This window comes from Desulfonatronum thiosulfatophilum (assembly GCF_900104215.1).
Classification (GTDB): Bacteria; Desulfobacterota; Desulfovibrionia; order Desulfovibrionales; family Desulfonatronaceae; genus Desulfonatronum; species Desulfonatronum thiosulfatophilum.
The window spans coordinates 112,270-133,512 of record NZ_FMXO01000012.1 but is presented as its reverse complement, the minus strand read 5'-3'; the positions used below and the strand labels follow the sequence as shown (position 1 = coordinate 133,512).

The window sequence follows — 21,243 nt, the reverse complement described above, 5'->3', positions numbered from 1 at the left end:
TTGAATTTTGGAGCGCCGCATCCAGCCGCACCAAGACCGTGTTCGCGGTCTCTCTTCGGCATCCACGGCCGATGCTGTTGGCGGCCCTTTGATTGCCCACTGTCAGACGGCAGGCGAAAAGGAGCATAATATAAAAACCCTGACCTACTCGATCAGAATCAACGCACCAAAAGAAGCAGTGTGGAAGCACATGCTCGACCCATCGGACTACCGACAATGGACCCAGGCCTTCTCGCCGAATTCCCAGTTTATCGGAAAATGGGAACAAGGGGAGACCATTCTGTTCATTGATCCGGATCTGGGCGGCACCAAGGCCGTCTTGGACGAAGTCGTCCCCCATGAGCGACTGAAAGCCAGGCACGTGGCCATGATCAACAAAGACGGCAGTGAAGACGTCTCAAGCGAAATGGCCGAATCGTGGATTGGAGCGACAGAGACGTACATCTTCAACGGTGAAAACGGTCAGACGGAACTGTTGATCGAAATGACGACTCACGAGAATTTCGAAGAAATGTTCAACGCAGGATGGCCGCGGGCCTTGGAGCTTCTGAAGGCTGTTTGCGAATCGAGCTGAAGACCGCTGGACTTTTGAAGACGCCATCGCGGATCCAAAACGCTGTCACTGGCCTACAGCCGGGCGGAGATAATCTACGCCTTTTTCCCGTTCGTGAAACATACCCAGCAAAATGAAGCAAAGCTTTGAGAAAATTACCTGCCCAAGACGGTGTCGATTCGAGGATGAGCAGCAGCTTTGCCTGAGGGAGCTTTCAATGCATTTTCCGAGGAGACATTGGCTTAGCTCGAATTTTGGAAACGCATCCAGCCGCACCAAGACCGTGTTCGCGGTCTCTCTTCGGCATCCTAACTGATGCGGCACTAGATTCAACATTTGGAGAATAAGTCATGGATGATGATCTGCAGTCAATGACTCGTGAGCAGCTGATCGCCGAGGCGATACGGCTCAGGAACGGCATTCGCTCCCACCGGGACAGTTCAGGACATGATTTGTGCTGGCATCACCCGGATTTGTGGTCACTGCTGCCGGAAAAGACCGATCCCGTCCCGGTCGTGCCCGAGTGGCCACAGTTCTTGCGAGGCTGTGTCAGGTATCGTCAATCCCTGGATGAACAGGGGCGGAGCTTTTCACGCTCTCGGCAGGAATACGAAGATTAAGCCTGGATGATGGCGAGTGTTTGCTCTTCCCGAGTGTGAGACGTGACGGTTGGAATGAAGGAAAGCATGGCGGAAACTACCTGCCCAAGACTGTGTCGATTCAGCGAGGATGAGCAGCAGCTTTGCCTGAGGGAGTTTTCCAATGCATTCCCCGAGTAGATCCCGGTCAATGGTGATAATCTGGGAGACATTGGCCACTGAGTCTTTTGGGAGCCCTGTGACCCGAGAGGTCAATTCCACATTCCCCGGAGCATTGGCCCATCGGAGAATGCTGGTCAGCGGCACGCAGACAACAGTCGCGATCCGACTGCGATTAAGGCCATCCTCCTGGACGACAACCACCGGTCGTCGGAAACCAGGACTGGAACCAACCAGCTCCCCAAGATCGGCCCACCATACGTCCCCTTAAGATATTACCACTCCGCTTGCCTCAGGACCCGCTCACTGGCTTTGGCGACGAACGAATCGCGCTGTTCTTCAATCGTCTCAAGCGCTTGATCCATCGCCTCGGTCACTTCATCGGGTGAATGGCGAGCAAGATACTCACGTAGGGCCTCGGAAAAAATCTGGCTCCTCGACTTGTTAACAAGCCGAGCGTAGCGGTCAGCCTTGGCGAAAACGGGATCTGGAATGGAGACTGCTGTTTTCATACCAAAAGTATGACCATGTTGATGCCAGCAGGCAAGGCCGTTTAAAAGGGATGATCCCAGAAACCTACGCTTCTTATAAAAACATCTGGGCTTATCCGCTACTCTCAATTTTATGGAAAACTTCTTCCTGGCTTTCAACACGCCCTTCTCCGACATCAGCCTCACCCTCGAAAACGAGCTTTAACATGCGTATGGCATTACGCATGTTCTCACAGCGCGAGCGGCTCAGCTCGATGAGTTCGGCCAAGACATGCTCTTTCATTTCCCAGGGGACAAACAGGTGATCATGATGGAAGGCCGAAACCGGATTGACGCTGATGCCCGCACGGGCAAGGCGGGCCGTGATGAGCGCCAGGAAGCCGACCGCTGTGAGCAACGAACGCACTTCCAGGGTGATGCATGCCCAGAACATATCAAAATCCAACCCGCTGTCACTGGCCTGCTCCCGGGTGGCGATAATCGTTACGCCTTCCCGTTCGTGAAACGTACCCAGCGGAATGAAGGGGAGCCTGGCGAAACAGCTTGGTCGATGGAACAGAAGACGTACGGCTGCGCATGAAGAGCCGGCTTCATGGAGGCGATCAGGGTTTGAAGGTCGGTTTCGGCGTTCACGGCAGGTGGGCTTTGGAGTAAAAAACCGCCAAGACTCAACGTGCGGATCGCGGTCGGATGCAAGGCTTTCGTTAGTCCTCAGGGCTGAAGACTCTCGGGCCATAGAAAATACGGGCCATACTTGGGGCTCATGCGGAACTCGCCACCGGCTTCCTTGCCTTTGGCGGTGATGTAGTTCTTACCATCACGTACTTCAAGATAGCCCGCCTTCACCAGCCGTTCAGTTAGTTCGTTGGTCTTGACTCCAACAATCTTGGCCAGCTTTGATGTAGTCAGTTTATTGGGCGTCGAGTCCTCCCCTTCGACAGAGGCCTCCGCTTCTTTTTCGACGGTTTCAATGGAAATGCGAATTTCATCGCTGATACGGATTATACGCTGTGCTTCTTCATAGGAGTCTTTGTAGAGTTCCGGATCTTCTGAGCGCCGAATGAGAACCCCCATTTCGTTGTTGTTCACTTGGCTGAACTCGTAGAGATTCAGGCTCGTGATTATGGAAAGCTCTTCATTAAGATAGCACTTCGCGTGAAGATTCTTGCAAAAACTTGTTCGGAGGTAGGTAAGCTCCCTCAGCCAGTTGATTTCTTCAGGCTGTAACTCGCTCTTGCCATAAACGACGCGAACATCAATCTTGAGGCGGTTTTTGTCTTCGAGAAGTTCCTTGATTTTGTCATTTAGACGAAGAAACGGGCTGATGAGGATGAGCCGGTCCCTGGCGCTCTTTATGAGTTCTTCAAGGAAGTAATTTGTCGCACTTGTGTTCAGAAACTTTGCCATCGTGACTCCGGATGATGGTTAGGGTTGATCCAGTGATAACGTCAGATCAGAGCATAGCCGCTATATTTATTCGATTTTTTTCGGGTCCGACATGACATAACGCTCCGAATTCAAAATAAAAAATTTAAAAAAAAGGGCCACTCTGTTTTAGAACCCAACTTCGTCCTCAAAGTGCGCATTGTAAGAGTTATGGTGTCTCACGAAGCACATATCGTGGGTTGGTGCCGTTTTCAAGGATTCTTCTCCCAACCGCCTTATTCAAGCTTCACCTGAACGCTCTCCACAAATGCACTGGTTCCCACGGTAATGCTGTCTGTCCAATCCGGCTTCGGTCTTTCGCCGCAATCGAGTTCCTCGTTCATGCTTTTATTAACTGCAACCCACTCTCAATATTTTGAACTTCTTCCTGGCTTTCAACACGCCCTTCTCTGACATCAGCCTCACCCTCGGAAACGAGCTTTAAAAATGCGTATGGCATTACGCATGTTCTCACAGCGCGAGTGGCTCAGTTCGATGAGTTCGGCCAAGGCGTGCTCTTTCATTTACCAGGGGACGAACAGTTGATCATGCTGGAAGGCCGAAACCGGTTTGACGCTGATGCCCGTACGGGCAAGGCGGGCCGTAATGAGCGCCAGGAAGCCGACCGCCATGAGCGACGAACGCACTTCCAGCGTGACGCAAGCCCAGGACATATCGAATTCCAAGCCGCTGTCACTGGCCTGCTCCCGGGTGGCGATAATCGTTACGCCTTCCGGTTCGTGAAACGTACCCAGCGGAATGAAGGGAAGCCTAGCGAAAACAACTTCATCGATGGAACAGAAGACATAAGGCTGCGCATGAAGGGACGGCTTCATGGTGGCGATCAGGGTTTGGAGTTCGGTTTCGGCGTTCATGGCAGGAGGAAAGCGGTGTGATGGTCTTGTATCAGCGGCCACGTAGAGGCCTGCGGACGAGAAGAAATTTTTCGAGAACCACTGTTATCTCTCCGTCCGCTGCATGCTGTTACCGGACGGCCCCGGCAGTGCTCCTGAGATCGTTGTCAGACTGAATAACCGTACCCACTCCGATGCCGTTCGACTAGTTTGTTCACAGCGAGCGTGAAGTTCCGTGTACAGACTATCTGCGTGAGGCACCACGATGTAACCCGTGTCCAAACTCCCGACCATCATGCACTCTCTCGTCTCGACTAGGTGCAGTGCGGCAAGAAGGCAGATACAAGCATCCAGACCGTCCTGATCACACTTCCGTGGCGCATTGCTCTGAGCAACGCCGTCGAGCCATGTAGCGATCCCCGAAAGTCCACGCACTTGGAGTGCGCTCGACGCTCGTTGGCAGACGTGCCGCCAGTCGGAGATCGAAAAGGTCTTCCTCCGCTCGGGGTTGTACTTGGGCAGCCGCCCTGTAGGGCGTAAATCCGGCAGCGTCCATCCAAGCGCGATCATTGCCAGCACAGGGTAGGTCTCGATCACCCACGTTCCCGTCAGCTGTTCAAGGGGATTCGCGGGACCGCCGAACCGGGCCAGAAACCGCCAAACCGGTGCATCCTCGCCAAACATCTCCTTTTTGGTTGTGTTTGCTGGCTGCATCCCGCCGTACCGACGGCTCACCGGCGACCCGACAAGGTTCTCGACTGGTCGCTGACCCGAGGCGTTCTTCACGATCGTCGGCTGATCGATCAGCACGATCGTTGCCTCCGGATTATGCTGTGACTGCCAGCCAAGAATCGTGCCTTCAGCTTTGCTGTAGTTCACCACCTGCGGCGAGCCGAGTCCCCGGAACTTCCCGTCATCAGTTCGAAGCGCCCCGACGAGGGCACCGGAGTTGGTGGGGGTCCATGCTGAATCGAACCCGACGAGCAGGGTTGTCATGGATACGGTTCCCTCACGCTGAACATTTATCTATCGCCCGAGCAACAAGTGTTATTGTCAAACTTGCAAATCCGACCCTCCAATTCCGGGTTTAAAACCCACTCCGAATTTGGCAATTGCCTTGGCTCAGTCAGCCCATAGCCCCACCAGTTCGAACCGGTTGACGTCCACCAGTCCCTTGTCCGTCAGCTTCAGTTCCGGAATGACCGGCAGGGCCAGGAAGGAGAGGACCATGAAGGGATTGGGGTGGGTCAGGCCCATGTCTTCGCAGGCCGTAGACAGCTTTTCCATGGCCCGGACCACCTCCTCCAGGGGCTTGTCGCTCATCAGGCCGGCTATTGGCAGCGGCAGAGCCGCCAGGACATTGCCGTCCCGCACCGCCACCAGCCCGCCGCCCATGTCTTGTGCCGCGCGGGCTGCGACGAGCATGTCCGCGTCATTGGTTCCGGCGGTGATCAGATTATGCGAGTCATGGGCCACGGTGGAGGCCAGGGCTCCGCGCTGCATCCCCAATCCGCGCACGAACCCCAGACCGATATTGCCCGTGGCTCGGTGGCGCTCCACAACGGCCAGCTTTGCCAGGTCGGAGGACGGATCGGCCAGAGCCAGATCGTCGTGAATTACGGGACGCCCCAAAGCTGCATTGGTGACGATCTGCCCGGGAACGATCTCGATGACCCGTGCCGTTGTTCCGTTCGCGGGAATGGCGAAGGAGTGCTCGTTCAGTTTCCGGATGTGCATGGAGTTGCCGGGCGGAGCGACCGCGGCGTTGAAGGAGCATTCCTCCAGGGCAACGCCGCCCAGGTAAACCTTGTTGATTTTGAAGTCTTTCAAATCCTCCACCAGAACCAGATCGGCCCGGTAACCCGGAGCTATCGCCCCCCTGTGCTTGAGGCCGAAATAGCGGGCCGGGTTGATGGTCGCCATCTGTACGGCTCGGACCGGTTCGAGCCCCAACTGCACGGCTCGTCGCAAATTTTCGTCCATGTGGCCCAGTCTGGCCAAGTCTCCGGGATGGCGATCGTCGGAAACAAGGGAGAAACCCGGCCAGTTGCTATCCGTGACCATGGGCAGCAACTCGGCAATGTTGTGTTCAGACGTCCCCTGCCGGATCATGACGTGCATTCCCTTGCGCAGCTTTTCCCTGGCTTCCTCCAACTGCACGCATTCATGGTCGCTGCCCGGCCCGGCCACGATATAGGCGTTCAAGTCCATGCCCGTCAGTCCGGGAGCATGTCCGTCGATGACCAGATCCCTGGCCAGCTCCAGCTTGGCCAGCACGTCCGGATCACCGTGAATCACTCCCGGGAAGTTCATCATCTCCCCCAGTCCAGGGAATCGGCCGGGGTACTTGTTTATAAGAAATTGCATTTCTACAACGCCCAGTCTGGCTCCGCAGTTTTCCAGGTGCGTGGCTGGAACGCAGGAGGGGAACATGCAGTAGATGGAGATCGGCAAATCCCGCGTGGACTGGAGAACATACTCGATGCCCTCCACCCCGAGAACATTGGCGATCTCATGAGGGTCACAGACCACCGCGGCCGTGCCCCTGGCCGCCGCGACCCCGGCGAAGACCGGCGGCGCGAGCAGGGTGGATTCGATGTGAATGTGGGCCTCGACAAACCCGGGACAGAGATAGACGCCGCCGCCGTCCACGGTCTTGCGGGCCGGATAGTCCTCGAAGCCCAGGACAACGCCGTCACGAACCGCGACGTTGGCTGGATGGATCTCGCCGGACAGGGTGTTCACCAACTGGATATTGGTGATCAGCAAATCCGCGAGGCTCCGGCCTCTGGCCGCGGCGATCATTGTCTGTTGTTTTTCCATGGACAACAAAAGGTCCTCTTGACGGTGTTGAGGTGTAAGCGGAATGCGCCGTGCAATTCGGGCATGAACTCATTCATGCCCGGAACTGCACCTGAATGGTCCCCTTACTGCCGAGCGTCATTGGCGGTCGGCTCAAGCCGCAGCAGCGGCGAGTCGCTGTCGTCGGCGATCACGTAGATCGAGCCGTCTCCCGGGCACACGGCCACGTCGCGGATCCGCAAGCCCCTACCCTCAAGAAGTCGTTCCGGGGACGAGACGGATTCGCCGTCAACGGCAAACAGACCCAGATAGCGGTGGTAGAGGTTGCCGACAAGCAGATGTCCCTGCCATTCGGCAAAGGCCTCGCCGGTGTAGAAGGTCATTCCCGAAGGCGGGAAGTGGTCCGTGCGGCCTGGGCCCCAGTGATGGACCGGTGCGATGAACTCATCGGTCTCGTCATGGGGGACGGCGAAGGGTTGGCCCGTGCGGTAGTCGACGCCGTAGCTGGCCAGGGGCCAGCCATAGTTGCCGCCCCGGGTCACGATGTTGATCTCGTCGCCGCCCGACTCGCCGTGCTCCGCCAGCCAGATCGCGCCGGTATCAGGATGGACCGTCATGGCCTGGATATTGCGGTGTCCGTAGGACCAGATGGCCGGATCCGCGTCCTGTTGACCGACAAAAGGGTTGTCCTCCGGCACCGATCCGTCCAGCGCCAGACGGATGGTCGCACCATTCGCATTGGAGATGTCCTGGGCGATGTGGTCGGGTCCGAAGTTCTTGAAGTTTCGGTCGCCGAAGCCGACGAAGACATAGCCGTCGCGAAACACGATGCGCGAGCCGTAATGTGCCGTCGAGTCAAAGAACGGATCTGCGACATAAAGCACTTCGAGGTCCGACAGCGCAAGCTCGTCGAGATCGAGCATCGCGCGCCCCAGATGCGTGGCGGTGCGGCCCCGGTCCTCACCCGCCCAGGTCAGGTAGACCCAGCCTTCCTCGGGAAAGGCGGGATGTACGGCAATGTCCAGGAGCCCTCCCTGGCCGCGTGCATCGACCTCAGGCACTCCGGTCAGCTCGCCGATATCGCCGCTGCCCGGATCGACAATCCGCAGCCTTCCGCCGCGCTCGGTCACCAGGATGCGACCGTCGCCCGGCAGGAAAGCCATAGCCCATGGCGTGTCCAGCCCCTCGGCAACCGTGGCGACGTGATAGGCTGCCTGTTCGGCATTGCCGCATGCCGGAAACGCGACCAGAGTAGCCGCCAGGGCAAGCATGGCCCCGGACCGAGTCAGCTTCGAGAAAAAACAGGACAAGAAGGAAAGTGATTTCATGGCTTCATCTCCTTTTTTTGAGGATATAGTTATCTGAAGCATGTCAGTCCACTGGATGTGACCCAAGTTCCGCAAAGCGGCACGATCCCGTCGCTCCGCCCTCCTCGCAGCAACATCTCGGCTCGACCTAAAAACCGGCCTCGCTTCAATGATGTTCCGCTTGTCACGACGAGGACAAAAAAGAGGCACGAAGAATGACGGAACTTCTAACAGAGTGTCGATAAATTCCGAATCCACAGGCTGTTCAAACCTGCTGGCAAGGCGCAATAAAAGCTATCCGAACACGTCCTGTGTCCGGCCCCTACGGGCTGTGGCTACGCCACATTTTCGATTTGCCTTCCTGGCAATCGAATCAAGGCCGAAGCGCATTTAGCCATACGTGAAGGTTTGATTTTTTATGTAGCAACGCAGCCAGCAGGGATTTTTCTACAGCCTGTTGTACTTTTTTTTGCACCAAGCAGAGTTCAGAGGTAAATGGCCAAAGCGGCGAAAGGACCAGGCGATTCACATCGCCTCGGTCTTGCCGACGTATGCGCAACCGCCGGGGGCAAATTGGCAAAAGGTGTTGATGCCCAAGGAAAGTAAAAAAGGTCCATGACAGCTTGTCTGCCATGGACCTTTTGTTTCACAAATTCAGGAATCTATTCCGGTTGCGCGTTTACCCGGCGATTGAGATCCCAGACCAGATCCGCTTCCGGCAGCAGCGGCAGATAGCCCAGCCAGGTGTGGGAATCGAGATGTTCCTGGCTTTGCTGCAGTTTTCGGCTGTGCTCCTTGATCGGGGGAACGATATCCTTGATGTCCCCCTCAAGGTACGGAGCAATGCCGTACATGGTGGCTTGCATGGCATAGTCCACCGCCTGCTGGCTGTACTGCTGCGATCTGGCCAGGGTTTCCAGGGCCTTGGTCGGATTATGGAAACCGGCGCTGTTCTCCGCGGAGACGAAATCCCAGAACATGGCGCCTTTGCGGATGCGTTCCCGGGCGTTGATCATCAGTTGGCTGAAGTTGGCATTCCTTCCCCCGGTGTACTCTTCAGCCAGGCGCACGGCTTCATGGGCCTTGACCGAAAGCTCCTGGGCGACCAGCAGCTGCTCCCAGGTGCGTTCCTGATGGTAGATCACCCGGCCCTTCAAGTACTCTGGACTCTTGTCCGTATGGCACTGCCCGCAGGTGCGCCGGATGCCGTCGGTGGCCTTCAGCGGGGAAGTCCAGAGATGCGACGAGATTTTCCGGTTTCCGTCCAGGCGTCGATACGGCATGTGACAGTCCGCGCAGGAGACCCCGGCTGCACCGTGTATGCCGTCATAGGCCATTTCGTATTCCGGATGCTGAATCTTGATCATCGGCGTATCGGAAACGGCATGGGTCCAGTCGATGAAATGGCCTTCAAAGCCTTCCCGGTCGGTGTGGCCGTGCCCCTTGTAGTATTCGTACATGTCTTCCGGATCCAGACCCAGGGCCCAGGGAAATATGGGTTTGCCCGGAGGTCCGTGGGCCTTGTCCTGGAAATAGTATTCCACATGGCACTGCGCGCAGACCAGAGACCGCATCTCATTGCGCGAGGCCTCGCGCCAGTCCTTGCCCTGCTGCTTCAAGGCTTCATCAAGAGGCACGCTGGTGATGCGCAACTCCATGTTCCTGGGATCATGGCAGTTGGCGCAGCCGATGGTATGGTCTTGAAGGTCCAGTTCCTCCCGGAACTGATGGAATTCCATGGCCCAGAAGTCGTCGCCGTATTCATCGACCCAGTCGATCATCTTGGCGGACTTGCAGTTGTAACAGGTCGTGGGCAGTCCGGCCTGTTCGCTGTAGCGATTGATCCTGTCGATATGCAACAGATCGTACAGGGCATAGGTATGGCCCCTGGCCCGGTTGTATTCAAAGCTGAAGGGATAGCCCATCCACAGGTTCTTCAGGTACGGCTGGCAATATTTCCATCCGCGCGGAAGATCTTCGCAGAGGTGTTTTTCATGGGGCACGGAACCGCCGTACTCAGTCATCTGGGTATCGTCGTTGTTTTCCAGATAAGTTCGATAGTGAATCGGGAAAAAGGGTTCAAACATACTGTTTCTGACTTCCGTTACCGGCAAGGTGGTCTCGTATGTCGGCGTCACCGGTTCCGGCAGCTCGGTGCAGCCGAACAGGACCAGGGTCCCCAGAACCAGCCCAAAACAAAAAGTATAAGTAATGAATCTATTCATCCGCCACTCTCCTTTCTGATATCGGCAACCTGGACATGTGCGGCAACGACCTGTGACATGCCGTACATTCCTTGGCCTCGGTGATTTTATCGGCGACATTCCGGATTGTCGTGGAATGACACCGGATGCAGCTGTCATTGACGACCTGCCGGGTCCTTTCGGTGACATGAATTACGTCGTAAACATCACCGAAGGCGTTTTGATAAATGTCCTTGGCTCCGGCACGCGTCTTGAAAATCATCTTGGGGATGGCCGCATCGGGTGCATGGCATTCATTGCAAGCCAGATTGGCATGAGCGGACATTTGATGCGTACGAACAGCTTCGTACATCACGTGACAGCTGCCGCAGAACTCCGGCTGATCCGTGGCTCTCACGGAATAAGCCGCTCCAGCAAACAGCACGGCTCCAACAAGCAGCAGCAACAGTACGGTCACCTTTCCTCGATCGAGGAATTTCACCATAATTCACCTCCTTGGCTGATGGTGAAAGCTGTCCGATCCCTAATGAGTTTCAGCTGCCGGCTGTCCCAAACATCACGGCTGGGCGAGGGTGAAGCTCAAATGATACGCGGTAATTGCTCAGTAAACGGGCACGCCCAACAACCTGCAGATGACTGGATCCTCGCATTCGCGAGAGTGACTTGAAATGAAACATCTCATTATGCTCGTCATGCCCGCGGAGGCGAGCATCCAGATCATGTTTTGCCTGTTTTGATTAACTACGACCTACATGCTTTTGCATGCCTTACCAAAGGACTTTCCCAACCCCTTGCAAACAGCCCATGGACCGGACGTTGTCCAAATATGTTTAGGAACATCATAAGCATGCAGGGAAGGGCCAGGTCAAGCGCAAAAGCAGCGTCGGAAACGGTGCCGGCTTCAAAATGATTCTGGACGCCCAACTTCCTCGTGCAGGATTTCTATCCCGGCGTTGCAGGCAGGAGAGAAGGGCATCCGGACCGACGCCAAAGCCGCGAGCCGGCGGCGACCTGTAAACGCAGGGAAGCGTTCTTGCGAGCATGACAGCTGTCTTGATTTTCTGGTCCCGGAGCTCCGCGGAGCAGCCTTGGCGAGCTCCAGTTGCTAACGCAGGATTGAAGATATCGGGTCGTGGCTACACGACAATCAGCGCAGGGCAGCGCGAATTTTCCGAAGATTACTCAATTTTCCTGTGATCATCGTGGTTTTATGGAGGGTGGTTACCAGTAAGGTGGGGGTAACAAGAATATTGTGGTTCACCGCGGAGGCAAAGTCTTCCAAGATGTCGACGATTTCCATGGTGCAGACTCCGGCCAATTCGCCTGCACAAAGTTTTGCGAGATTCTTGCTGGCAATCTGAGAATTCTTGCCATTCCCTGTTATGAAGAGGGTGAAATGACATGTTTTTTTCGTATCTGAAAAATGACCAGGATTGCTCAAAGTGGCCAAAATTCCATCCATCGGTCTTCGGGTTGGCTTGGCGTGGTCTGATTTAAGCATTTGCTTGTTGTTCGTGGCGAGCATCCGACGATCCTCCTGGATTGTTTGTCCACGGGTTTGGGACCCAAGGGGCCGATGGTACGGAAATCCCAAAAAGGAGAGCCCGTATCTTGAGAATGATGACGCTAGATCATAAGAGCGATGCTGAGATTGGATCAAAACCGACTCGAGAGACGAGGCTTGGTTTGGAGGTCTGCAAGGAAACTGCGTACATCGTCAAACAGCCATTCAAAGCTGGCTTTTGAATCATAGACGCCGAGGAAGTGATCCGGAAATTGCTGGACAAGTTTATCAAATCTTTTGGCATGAATTGAAACCATATCCATTTCCGTGTCGCCAAAAACGAAAATTGCTTTTGGTGTTCTTGAGTTTTGGATGCTGATCAGCAGGGTTCCGACCCGCATGGAGACTTCGGTAAGAAGTTGTTCATCAACCGGCAGCGAGGTATTCTGTTTCATTTTCATCTCCGCCCGCTTCATATGTCAGTACTCAACCGCGGTATTCCACTTCAGGTTCGCCTGGGCGGCCAACGCCCCTGTCCACATCAGCCGGGATCCAGTCTTGGATAATTCTTTCTTTACTAAATCTGGAACCCGGTGGTTGCTTTTCCGTGGGCTCGCCTTTTCAAAACGGATTCCCGGGTATGCCTCCCGGAGAAAGGCTCTGACTTCCGCTGAAGCCAACTGGTTGGAGACATCTTTGTCTTCCAGCAAAATGTTGGAGATGAATTCCCCGTTCAAGGGATTGGGCGTGCTGTCCGAGAAATTCTGGGAACTGCAGATCGATTCGAGAATATTGCAGCTGAGTTTAATTTTCAGGGAATGATAGAGTGAAGAAAGGTGGTCTTCGACCGAAACAATAAAACTTGAATTCTCGTAAAAATCCCTTATCTCATCCACATCCGCGCGCAGAGCCACAGCGGGGGCTTTCACCTTCGGATAAAACTTCTCTTTTCCGAACATCTTGAAAGGTGATGATTTAATGTAAAAATCGGCGTGTTTCGGATTGACCATGATGCATATGTCGTTGACCTTCTGGAACGTGCTGTAGAGGAACACTAATCGAATAAAATTCATCACGACTCCCTGCCATTCCGTAGCCATCACACTTGCCAATGAAGAAATTTCAAGGATTTTTCTTTCCTTGTTTCTCAGCACATCGAGTTCATCCTGGTAAAGATGATCCATCGGCAATCCGAACAAATGTGAATCATACACCAGCGTTGCTGTGGCCAATGTTTCACACCCGTGCTTGGCGCTGAACACGGTTGTTTCAGGAAGAAGGTGATATTTCGTAAAGAAAATTTTGTTTTTTCTTTCAGAAATATAGCCTTCATGAAGATATTGATCATAGATCAATCTGAAAGATTGCCATAGATCATCACAAGAAGCAGCAATTTTAAAGACATGCCCCATTTCGTCAAACCTTTCTGAATTTTTTTCATATGATTTCACACGATGCGGAAATCTGAGCCACCTCTTATTGAATGAAGACATTCAACCTCCACAATGAATTTGATATTTTAATCACAAGATCGAATGTAGCTGTACGCCGAAGATTTCTAATGTTCACAAAAAATTAAAAGTTATTTGCAGGGTGCCAAGTCTTGGCGTTACAGCCCCCAAGCCTAACTCCCCGTAAGCAACTCCCATACCAGCAAACAACTATTTTATATTACACAACTTTTAACTTTCGCATGCGGACGATGGTTACCTTTTAGTCCTCGCTGTTTCACTTTTTGCACTCTTCTCGGGTTTGAAGTTGAGTCCGGGCCACGAAAAGCTTATGGTGCGCTTTGTGGTGGAGGGTTAGCGTCCTGATCCCAAGGAACATCCAAGGCAACTTCCACATGGGCTGGACCATGTGGAGGCATGCCGCCCCGGCGCCGCGTTTTGAGACGGCGACGTTCATCTACAAATTGTCGTTGACTCAGCTTCTCCCTGAAACGTTCTTATCCCATGCCGGCCATTGGAGATATATGCCTTTCGCTACTCATCGTTTCCGTTTTGGAATTACAAAGAAACTTCTTGCCTGGTGCCTTGTTCTGATCACGATATTCTACGCCATTACCATCTACCTTTTCTTGGGCATCCGCGACGTGGTCTCCACGTCGGGACGCATTGTCGATGAGGACTTTGCCATGGTCGCCCTGACCGAACAGGTCATGGACACGCTTCTCCTGTATCTTGAAAACATACGAAAGTATGAAATACTCGGTCGCGAAGAATATCTGACCGCCTCCCGGGAACACCTGCACAATCTTCACCTGATGGTTGGGGGACATGATCAGCGCAGGTTTTCCCCGGGTCTTTCGGACCTTCAGATAAACCTCGCGTCATCCGATATCGCGGAGTCCATTGCCGCAATGCCCGATGAAGAAGTTATTGGAAGCTGGATTAACTCAATTTCCCGCGATCGACTCCATTATATCGACCAGATCAACAGACGGGTCCAGGAGATGTACTCACGGGGCGCCGAGGCGCAACAATGGGGGCTGCTGGGGCTTTTGGCGGCCACTTTTTTTGGAGTTACGGCAAGTTCAGCAATTGCCGTCTATCTGAACCGCTCCTTACGCGAACTCCGCAGGGGCATTCTTCGGGTATCCAAGGACGAGGAGTTTCAACCGATACGAATAAGATCATCGGATGAACTGGGGGAACTGGCAAAGGCCTTCAACGAAATGGGGGCGCGTCTTCTGGCGGAGGAACAAATGAGAGCCGATTTCATAACCATGCTCAGCCACGAAATCCGGACCCCGCTGACAAGTATCCGCGAGTCCATCAGCCTTGTTCAGGAGGGCATCCTTGGCGAAGTCGAGTTACGCCAGGCCGCGTATCTGGACATAGCTCAAAACGAGACGCGCCGTTTGTCCGATCTTTTGACACGGCTGATGCAGATATCCTATCTTGGATCAAACAGTTTGGAACTTAATTTACAAATAACATCCGCACAGGAACTGGTGATCGATTCGTTGCGACGGATTCGTCCTGTAGCCGATAAAAAACACATCGCCACACGGCTTCACTCCTCTCCATCGCCAGTGACGGTTCTTGCCGACAGGGACCATATCCAACAGGTACTTTTCAACCTCCTTGGCAATGCCATGAAATTTGCTCCCCCGGACTCAACGGTCCATGTCAACCTTACCGTCCTCGAACACCTGAAAATGCTTCAAGTGTGCGTGACCGACCAAGGACCAGGCATTCCGGAATCAGAAAAAAAATTCGTTTTCCAGCGTTATTACCGCGGCAACGACGTCAAAAAGATTACCGACGGCGCCGGGCTCGGACTCGGCATATCCCGCCAAATCATCGAAGCACACTCAGGCGAAATCTGGCTGGATGACTCCTCTTCACGAGGCAGCACCTTTTGTTTCACCTTGCCTCTGACGGCTGAGCCCCAGAAGGAAATGAGAATATGAATCGAGCCATTTTCTGGGTTACATCTTGTCTTCTTTTGTTGCTGCTGGGCACGGGAATCTGGAGTTGCGCTTACCATGATTTTTCTTGGGACGAGTACGTAAGAAAAGCTGACGCGCCCAATCCGGAAGACGCTGAAGGTTACTTCAAGGAAACATTCTCGACCCCCATGAATAGCGAGTCGAGTCGTTGCAATGAGAAGCTGCAACAGGCACTAGCCCTGTATAAAAAGCACAACTATACCAAAGCGTATAAACAATTTGTCCAGGTAGTCCTGGAGACGGACGACCCGGAATTGCAGGACAAGGCTTTGCTCGGCGCGGCCTTGTCGGATTTGTTGATATTGCAAGCCAATGAAGACATCACCCAGAAGCTGCCTGATTTGGAACTGCTGTTTTCGAACTTCCAAGGACCTCGAAATCATTTCAGCTACGAGCTTCTGGAACCGTTCCTATTAAAATTGGTTGAACTGCGACAGCAAAGCCTGAGCTACCAATCCCTTCGCGCCGAGTCTCGCTCCCAGTCCCAAAAAATCGAAACGCTGAGGAAAGAAACAACCAGGCTGAGGCAGCAGGTTGAGGAACTTGAAGCATTATTTCAAAAGTTGGAACAACAAAAACGCCAACCTGTCACGCCTGGAGCAACCAATTGAACACCAGCGACACATCCTTACAGCAAAGCATCCTGGTGGTGGATGATGACCCAAACATACTCCATCTGTTGCAAACCAGATTGAGTTCCGCGGGCTATCAAGTTCTTGCCGCGACCAACGGGGAACAGGCTCTGGAAAGACTGGCCGAACAGCCGGTGGATCTGGTTCTTTCCGATGTCAAGATGCCCGGCATGAACGGCCCGGAATTGTTGCAGGAAATCAAGGCCACATGGCCGAACACCCAGATCATTCTGCTAACAGCCTACGGGCGCATTCCGGAAGCCGTCGCCATGGTTCAACAAGGTGCCGCCGACTATCTGACCAAACCGTTTGATGGGCGGGAACTCGTCGAGAAAATCAATGCCCTGCTAGCCCGGCAGGACGCTCCCGCGGCTCCCGGCGACTGCCTTGATCTAACCCAGGTGGGGCTGATCACCGGCAATAGTCCGGCAATGGCCGCCGTTCTTGCACTGGTTAAACGCGTTGCGCCCAGCGAGGTAACGATCCTGATCGAAGGAGAATCCGGAACAGGCAAGGAACTTGTGGCCAAAATGCTGCATCGTCTAAGCAGCCGCTCCAATGGCCCCCTTGTTGTGGTTGATTGCGGCACCACCCAGGCTTCGCTTCTCGAAAGTGAGCTTTTTGGGCACGTCAAAGGAGCATTCACTCATGCCGTGCAGGAAAAGCAGGGCCTGATCCAGGCGGCCCAGGGCGGAACCCTGTTTCTGGATGAAATCGGAAACATTTCTTCGGAAATGCAGACCAGGCTGCTTCGATTTCTACAGGAACGGACCGTGCGCAAGCTGGGGGAAATCCGGACATCCACCGTCGACTGCAGGGTAATCGCGGCGACCAATGCCGACCTGTTGTCCATGGTTCGCCAGGGGACCTTTCGCGAGGATCTGTACTATCGGTTGAAAGTCGTTCGCCTACAGGTCCCGCCATTGCGGGAACGCCGTGAGGACATCCCTCTCCTGGCGGATTACTTTCTGCAATTGTTTTGCAAAAAATCAGGCATCAAGTGCCCCAGCCTGTCCGCCTCGACACTACGGTGTCTGACCAATCATTCCTGGCCGGGCAACGTTCGGGAACTGCGGCATGTGATGGAAGCCAGCGCGCTCCTGTCCGACCGTATCGTGCTCGAACCCGAAGACATTCAACTGGAAAGCGAACCGCCGACACACATTATCGATGCTCCCCTCTCCCTGGATGAGAGCGAACGTAAAACGATCATGCGCGCCCTGGAGCAGATGAACTGGGTGCAGAAGGACGCCGCGGAGCTTCTGGGCATCAGCCGGCGCGCGATGCATTACAAAGTGCGCAAGTACGGCATTGAAATCCCCCTCCGGGGAGAAAGATTCCAGGAGTAATCTCTTCTTGGCGTACCCCGCGCCTTAAGCGAAGCGGGCGGTTCAATTCTTCATGTATCAACAGGTTCTGAACCATTCCGGATGGCATCCTCTATTTGCCTGGCGCAACGAGCCTTGCGATCCTGCCTTCCAGGATCCGTAGATCTTCCTCTCCGTACATTCGGGAGTCCACCACGTGGATGGTCAGATGGACCCGTCTTTCCAGGTTGATGCTTGCGGTGCCGGGCATCAGGCTGATCATCCAGGCCAGCAGGACCACTCCCGCTTCATTTTCAAGTCTGCTCTCAATCCGGATCAAGTCCGGCTGCAGAGGCATGGACGGGGAAACGGCCCTGTAGGCAATGTCCAATCCCCCTTTCAGGGAGGAGCGGATAAAATAGAAGACCAGCCCGGGCAGGAACCGCCAATTCAGATGGATAAGGCGCTCTGGCCAGAGATGAAAACTGAAGATCGTCGCCGCGCCGATTCCGGCCCCGGCCAGAAGCGGATAGCGGAAGATCCCTTCATTCAAGATGACCCAAAGAATGAGGAAGAGAACGAAGCGCTTGAAAAACGCGATCATCTCACCCTCCCACCCGGATTGCGAGGACGCCTTGGATCTCACCGGAAACAAAGGAAGCCGCCATGCCCGCCAGCGCCATGACCAAAGCCGTCGCTCCCATGTACCACAGGCCGCTGCTACCGCGGCGCTTTCGTCCTGTGCCGCCAAAGGCGTTCCTCACGGCAACGAAAGTGTAGGCCGCGGCAAGAAGCATCCCCGCGCCGATGACGGCAGCCCACCACCACTGTCCATGTTCCAGAGCCATGGAGATCATTTTTCCTTTGGCTCCTCCCCCAGGGGCAATTCCGGCCAGGCCAGCGCCGGAGATGACCAACGCCGCCACGGCAAAAGGCACGGACCGCGCCGCGCCGCGATGGTCCCGCAGCAGATCGGAATCCATGGATTGCATCAGTACACCGGCCGCGAGAAACATGGCGGCCTTGGACAGCCCGTGGGAAATCACCTGATATACCGCGACGGATATGGACTCCTCGCCAGCTCCCGCGGCCATGGGAAAGACCAGAAAGAGGTATCCCATCTGGGCGACGGTGGAATAGGCAATGAGCATTTTCAGGCGCTTCTGGCGCAACGCCTGCCATGACCCCCAGACCACGGCCACGGAACCGAGCAGCGCCATGAGCTGGCTGCCCATGTCCGGAATGCTTAGCTGGTAGATCTCGAACCAGATACGCAGAATAACGTAGAATCCGGCCTTGACCACCAGGGCCGACAACACCGCGCTGACCGGGGTCGGAGCTGTGGAGTGCGCCGGCGGCAGCCAGAAATGGAGCGGAAACAAGGCGCTTTTCAAGGACAACCCGCCGATCAGCAGGGCCAGTGCGAGCATGCCCAGATACCCATCCGGCTCCGCGGCGGCCAGACCAATGAAGTCGAGGGTGCTATGTTCGGAATAGAGCAGGGTCACGCCCAGCAGATAAAACAGTGCCGCGGCCGTGGCCGCGATGAGATACCTGTAGGAAGCAATAAGGGCTTCATGAGTACTCTTGAGCGCCGCCAGGGCCACCGAGGCAAGAAGGGTCAGTTCCAGGAGAAGATAGACGTTGAAGATGTCTCCGGACAAGAAAAGACAGTTCAATCCCCCCCAGAGAAACAACCACAGCGGCCAGAAAAATGCCGCTTCATGCGGCGAGTTGGGCGTATTGGCGAAATACAATGCCGCATAGATGCTGGTCGGCAGGCTGACCGCGGCGGTCAGCGACAGCATCAGCAAAGCCAACCCGTCGCAGTTCAGGTTGATCCCCAACGGCGTGGACCAGCCTCCCAACAGATATATTTGCGCTCCGTCCTCGAGGACATGGATCGTCAGCACGACCACCGCAATGGTCGTAGCCAGAGCGGTGATCAGACCCAAGACCTGCGCCCGGCGTCCCGCCACAAAGGCCAGGGCGGCACCGGAGAATGGAATCATAAATACGGCGACCATTGCCGTATTCATTGCCTCTCCTCTCCGGGTTGCGTCTCTTGCTCCGCCTTGGAAAGTTCGCTGGCCCCGGTTTCGCGGTAGATGCGCCGGGCCAGGACCATGGCAAACGCACTGATACTCACGGCAACGACGATCCCCGTCAGCACCATGGCCTGCGGTACGGGATCGGCAAACTCCTGTGCATCCCGACGGGAAATGCTGATCAGCAGCAGAAAAACCCCGGAGGACATGACGTTCACGGCAATGATCTGCCGCAACAGGTGTGCCGCGGCCAGCAGGGCCGCCAGGCCGAAAACAAAAAGCAGCATGGCCGCTACGGCATAGATCTCATGCTGCGCCACGACGCTCACCGGGATTGCTCCGGTTGTTCCCCGCCCTTCGAATCCCGGTTGAACGCGTCCCACCCCGGATGCTGGCCGACGAACAACCCGGCAAGGCATGCGCCGATGGAAACGGCTGCGGCCGCCTCAATAATCACGATGAAGTAGTGCCTGAAGTATGCGGGGAACTGCAGCATCCAATCCGAAACAAACAGCGTGATCGCGGCCGCTAGGCAGAATACGGAAAATCCAAGCAGCATCAGCAGCTTCCACAACCATTGCGGAAAGGCATTGATCGACGAGTGGCCGCTGAGCCAGAGCAGCATGCCCGTGGCTCCCAGCACCACGCCGGACTGAAAGGCTCCCCCGGCGGAGAATGTTCCCAGCCACAGGAAGTAGGCCGCGGTCAGTATGGCCAACGGTGCCAGAAGCTGGACACCCCCCTCCAGAATCGGATCACGGGGCGGCGCCAGCAAGATGGCCTGCAGGCCATGCCGCTCCCGGACCGTGAGCATTCCCAGCACGGCCAGCAGAAGAATTCCCAGTTCCAGCCACGTATCCAGACCGCGAAAAACCAGCAGCACGGCCGTAACCGGATTTTCCAAATCCTGCATCCGCTGTGCCGCCTCACCGGCCAGCCCTGGGCGCTGATCGCCCATCTGCCCCACAGCACCGACCAACAGCACGCCGATGAACATCGTGACTCCGGAAAAACCGACCTTCATCCAGAGGCTCGGGGCTTCCCCGCTCCGGCGGGAACGCAGCCACTTTCTGCTGAACGTGTTTTTTTCCCACTCCATGTGCCGAATGGCGTCCATCAGCAAAACTCCCGTCACCCCGGCGCCGATGGCCGCTTCGGCCAGGGCGATGTCCGGCGCTCCCAGCCGGACCCATGTCAGTGCGGTGAAGAGCCCGAAGGCAATGAAGAGTACGGAGGACTGCAAAAAATTGTCCCGGGTCAGCAGGATCACCGCCATCAGCAGCAAAGATCCGGCTAAAGTCAGATCTATGGCCAATGCCGCAAGGGTCACTCTTCCTGCTCCTTTTCATGGCGCAGAGCCCAGCGACCGATCATGTAACAGGCATTGCTGCCCACGAGCATGGCCAGCAGCCAGATCAGCATCAGCTTTGCGGCAATGAATATGGATTCGCTTCGGATGGCCAGGGCGAGGACGATCAAGCCAAGACCGAGGTTGTCCGCCTTGGTTATCGCATGCAGGCGCATATAGGTGTCCGGGAAACGGAGCAATCCAATCGTTCCCGCAATAAAAAACGCCGCTCCGGCAAATGAAAGCATGATTGCGATGACATTAAACACCGTGTCCATCACGACTTCTCCTCCGTGTCCGCTTCCGGAGGAATGCGTTCGACGAAGGCGATCAAGGCCAGTAGCGCAAGAAGGACAAAGGCCAGGGCCACATTGCGCAGCGAGTCGCTGTCGCTGGCCGCACCCATCAGGAGCAGCACGGCCACTCCGGTTGTTCCGAAGAGCTGTGCTCCCAGAATCCTGTCCGCGGGCTTCGGCCCGATAATCACCCGGACCAGCCCCGCCAGCATGGTCACCAGCAGAACCAGCGCCAGCCAGAGGTAATACGCGGTCAT

The 21,243-nt window shown here is 55.3% G+C and carries 24 protein-coding genes and 2 pseudogenes; 5 read left to right on the top strand and 21 right to left on the bottom strand.

The window, feature by feature from the left end; all coding sequences use genetic code 11:
- Positions 1 to 7: 7 nt before the first annotated feature.
- Both BLP93_RS11325 and BLP93_RS11320 read left to right on the top strand, forming a co-directional pair.
- Entirely contained in the window at positions 8 to 574 is a 567-nt protein-coding gene (locus BLP93_RS11325) for an SRPBCC family protein (protein ID WP_341844799.1), read from the top strand.
- 329 nt (positions 575 to 903) lie between these two features.
- Entirely contained in the window at positions 904 to 1,173 is a 270-nt protein-coding gene (locus BLP93_RS11320; protein ID WP_092121552.1) for a hypothetical protein, read from the top strand.
- Here BLP93_RS11320 and BLP93_RS17715 read toward each other — a convergent pair.
- The 15 genes and pseudogenes from BLP93_RS17715 to BLP93_RS11255 all read right to left on the bottom strand — a co-directional run.
- A pseudogene (locus BLP93_RS17715) lies at positions 1,144 to 1,566 on the bottom strand (type II toxin-antitoxin system PemK/MazF family toxin); the annotation flags it as partial. The gene BLP93_RS11320 and the pseudogene BLP93_RS17715 overlap by 30 nt on opposite strands.
- 20 nt (positions 1,567 to 1,586) lie before the next feature.
- A complete protein-coding gene (locus BLP93_RS17235) occupies positions 1,587 to 1,964 on the bottom strand; it encodes a ribbon-helix-helix domain-containing protein (protein ID WP_208596634.1) in 378 nt (125 codons plus the stop codon).
- Entirely contained in the window at positions 1,915 to 2,235 is a 321-nt protein-coding gene (locus tag BLP93_RS17415; protein WP_244148727.1) for an ACT domain-containing protein, read from the bottom strand. The genes BLP93_RS17235 and BLP93_RS17415 overlap by 50 nt, the downstream gene beginning before the upstream one ends.
- A 12-nt stretch (positions 2,236 to 2,247) precedes the next feature.
- A pseudogene (locus BLP93_RS17710) lies at positions 2,248 to 2,316 on the bottom strand (ACT domain-containing protein); the annotation flags it as partial.
- Positions 2,286 to 2,435 (bottom strand): ACT domain-containing protein, encoded by a 150-nt coding sequence (locus BLP93_RS17705; RefSeq protein ID WP_425248226.1) that lies wholly within the window; start codon positions 2,433 to 2,435, stop codon positions 2,286 to 2,288. The pseudogene BLP93_RS17710 and the gene BLP93_RS17705, both read right to left, overlap by 31 nt.
- 78 nt (positions 2,436 to 2,513) lie before the next feature.
- Entirely contained in the window at positions 2,514 to 3,209 is a 696-nt protein-coding gene (locus BLP93_RS11300; protein WP_092121542.1) for a phospholipase D family protein, read from the bottom strand.
- A gap of 542 nt (positions 3,210 to 3,751) precedes the next feature.
- Positions 3,752 to 4,144 (bottom strand): ACT domain-containing protein, encoded by a 393-nt coding sequence (locus BLP93_RS11295; protein ID WP_139162986.1) that lies wholly within the window; start codon positions 4,142 to 4,144, stop codon positions 3,752 to 3,754.
- Between the two features lie 42 nt (positions 4,145 to 4,186).
- Positions 4,187 to 5,077: a DUF429 domain-containing protein gene (locus BLP93_RS11290; protein ID WP_092121538.1), complete on the bottom strand. Its 891-nt coding sequence runs from the start codon at positions 5,075 to 5,077 to the stop codon at positions 4,187 to 4,189.
- 126 nt (positions 5,078 to 5,203) lie between these two features.
- Entirely contained in the window at positions 5,204 to 6,904 is a 1,701-nt protein-coding gene (gene ade / locus BLP93_RS11285; protein ID WP_092121588.1) for an adenine deaminase, read from the bottom strand.
- Between the two features lie 104 nt (positions 6,905 to 7,008).
- Positions 7,009 to 8,211 (bottom strand): PQQ-dependent sugar dehydrogenase, encoded by a 1,203-nt coding sequence (locus BLP93_RS11280; protein WP_208596631.1) that lies wholly within the window; start codon positions 8,209 to 8,211, stop codon positions 7,009 to 7,011.
- 641 nt (positions 8,212 to 8,852) lie between these two features.
- Positions 8,853 to 10,415 (bottom strand): ammonia-forming cytochrome c nitrite reductase subunit c552, encoded by a 1,563-nt coding sequence (locus BLP93_RS11275; RefSeq protein ID WP_092121536.1) that lies wholly within the window; start codon positions 10,413 to 10,415, stop codon positions 8,853 to 8,855.
- The gene (locus tag BLP93_RS11270; RefSeq protein ID WP_092121533.1) at positions 10,408 to 10,878 is read right to left on the bottom strand and encodes a NapC/NirT family cytochrome c; all 471 of its coding nucleotides are present in this window, start codon (positions 10,876 to 10,878) and stop codon (positions 10,408 to 10,410) included. The genes BLP93_RS11275 and BLP93_RS11270 overlap by 8 nt, the downstream gene beginning before the upstream one ends.
- Before the next feature lie 663 nt (positions 10,879 to 11,541).
- Positions 11,542 to 11,919 (bottom strand): circadian clock KaiB family protein, encoded by a 378-nt coding sequence (locus BLP93_RS11265; protein WP_092121532.1) that lies wholly within the window; start codon positions 11,917 to 11,919, stop codon positions 11,542 to 11,544.
- Between the two features lie 131 nt (positions 11,920 to 12,050).
- Positions 12,051 to 12,353, bottom strand: a complete 303-nt coding sequence (locus tag BLP93_RS11260) for a hypothetical protein (RefSeq protein WP_139162985.1) — start codon at positions 12,351 to 12,353, stop codon at positions 12,051 to 12,053.
- Positions 12,354 to 12,377: 24 nt separating this feature from the next.
- Positions 12,378 to 13,391: an N-acyl amino acid synthase FeeM domain-containing protein gene (locus BLP93_RS11255; protein WP_092121527.1), complete on the bottom strand. Its 1,014-nt coding sequence runs from the start codon at positions 13,389 to 13,391 to the stop codon at positions 12,378 to 12,380.
- 482 nt (positions 13,392 to 13,873) lie between these two features.
- Between BLP93_RS11255 and BLP93_RS11250 the strand changes: the two genes are divergently transcribed.
- Genes BLP93_RS11250 through BLP93_RS11240 form a run of 3 tightly spaced genes read left to right on the top strand, consistent with a single transcriptional unit; the run spans position 13,874 to position 17,336 of the window.
- A complete protein-coding gene (locus BLP93_RS11250) occupies positions 13,874 to 15,316 on the top strand; it encodes a sensor histidine kinase (RefSeq protein WP_161946300.1) in 1,443 nt (480 codons plus the stop codon).
- On the top strand, positions 15,313 to 15,966 hold the full coding sequence (locus tag BLP93_RS11245) for a hypothetical protein (protein ID WP_092121512.1): 654 nt from the start codon (positions 15,313 to 15,315) through the stop codon (positions 15,964 to 15,966). The genes BLP93_RS11250 and BLP93_RS11245 overlap by 4 nt, the downstream gene beginning before the upstream one ends.
- A complete protein-coding gene (locus tag BLP93_RS11240; RefSeq protein WP_092121510.1) occupies positions 15,963 to 17,336 on the top strand; it encodes a sigma-54-dependent transcriptional regulator in 1,374 nt (457 codons plus the stop codon). The genes BLP93_RS11245 and BLP93_RS11240 overlap by 4 nt, the downstream gene beginning before the upstream one ends.
- 91 nt (positions 17,337 to 17,427) lie before the next feature.
- On the opposite strand, the gene BLP93_RS11235 is transcribed toward BLP93_RS11240, so the two are convergent.
- The 6 genes from BLP93_RS11235 to BLP93_RS11210 are packed head-to-tail and all read right to left on the bottom strand — an operon-like array spanning position 17,428 to position 21,243.
- Positions 17,428 to 17,898 carry a Na+/H+ antiporter subunit E gene (locus tag BLP93_RS11235; protein WP_092121508.1) on the bottom strand — a complete coding sequence of 157 codons (471 nt, stop codon included), beginning with the start codon at positions 17,896 to 17,898 and terminating at the stop codon, positions 17,428 to 17,430.
- A 1-nt stretch (position 17,899) separates the two neighbouring features.
- Positions 17,900 to 19,333 carry a complex I subunit 5 family protein gene (locus tag BLP93_RS11230; protein WP_092121506.1) on the bottom strand — a complete coding sequence of 478 codons (1,434 nt, stop codon included), beginning with the start codon at positions 19,331 to 19,333 and terminating at the stop codon, positions 17,900 to 17,902.
- Positions 19,330 to 19,671, bottom strand: a complete 342-nt coding sequence (locus tag BLP93_RS11225) for a sodium:proton antiporter (RefSeq protein ID WP_208596630.1) — start codon at positions 19,669 to 19,671, stop codon at positions 19,330 to 19,332. Before BLP93_RS11225 ends, BLP93_RS11230 begins: the two co-directional genes overlap by 4 nt.
- Complete coding sequence (locus BLP93_RS11220) at positions 19,668 to 20,672, bottom strand: hydrogenase subunit MbhD domain-containing protein (protein WP_092121498.1); 1,005 nt, start codon at positions 20,670 to 20,672, stop codon at positions 19,668 to 19,670. The genes BLP93_RS11225 and BLP93_RS11220 overlap by 4 nt, the downstream gene beginning before the upstream one ends.
- Positions 20,669 to 20,968, bottom strand: a complete 300-nt coding sequence (locus BLP93_RS11215) for a cation:proton antiporter (RefSeq protein WP_092121496.1) — start codon at positions 20,966 to 20,968, stop codon at positions 20,669 to 20,671. Before BLP93_RS11215 ends, BLP93_RS11220 begins: the two co-directional genes overlap by 4 nt.
- The gene (locus tag BLP93_RS11210; protein ID WP_092121495.1) at positions 20,968 to 21,243 is read right to left on the bottom strand and encodes an MrpF/PhaF family protein; all 276 of its coding nucleotides are present in this window, start codon (positions 21,241 to 21,243) and stop codon (positions 20,968 to 20,970) included. Before BLP93_RS11210 ends, BLP93_RS11215 begins: the two co-directional genes overlap by 1 nt.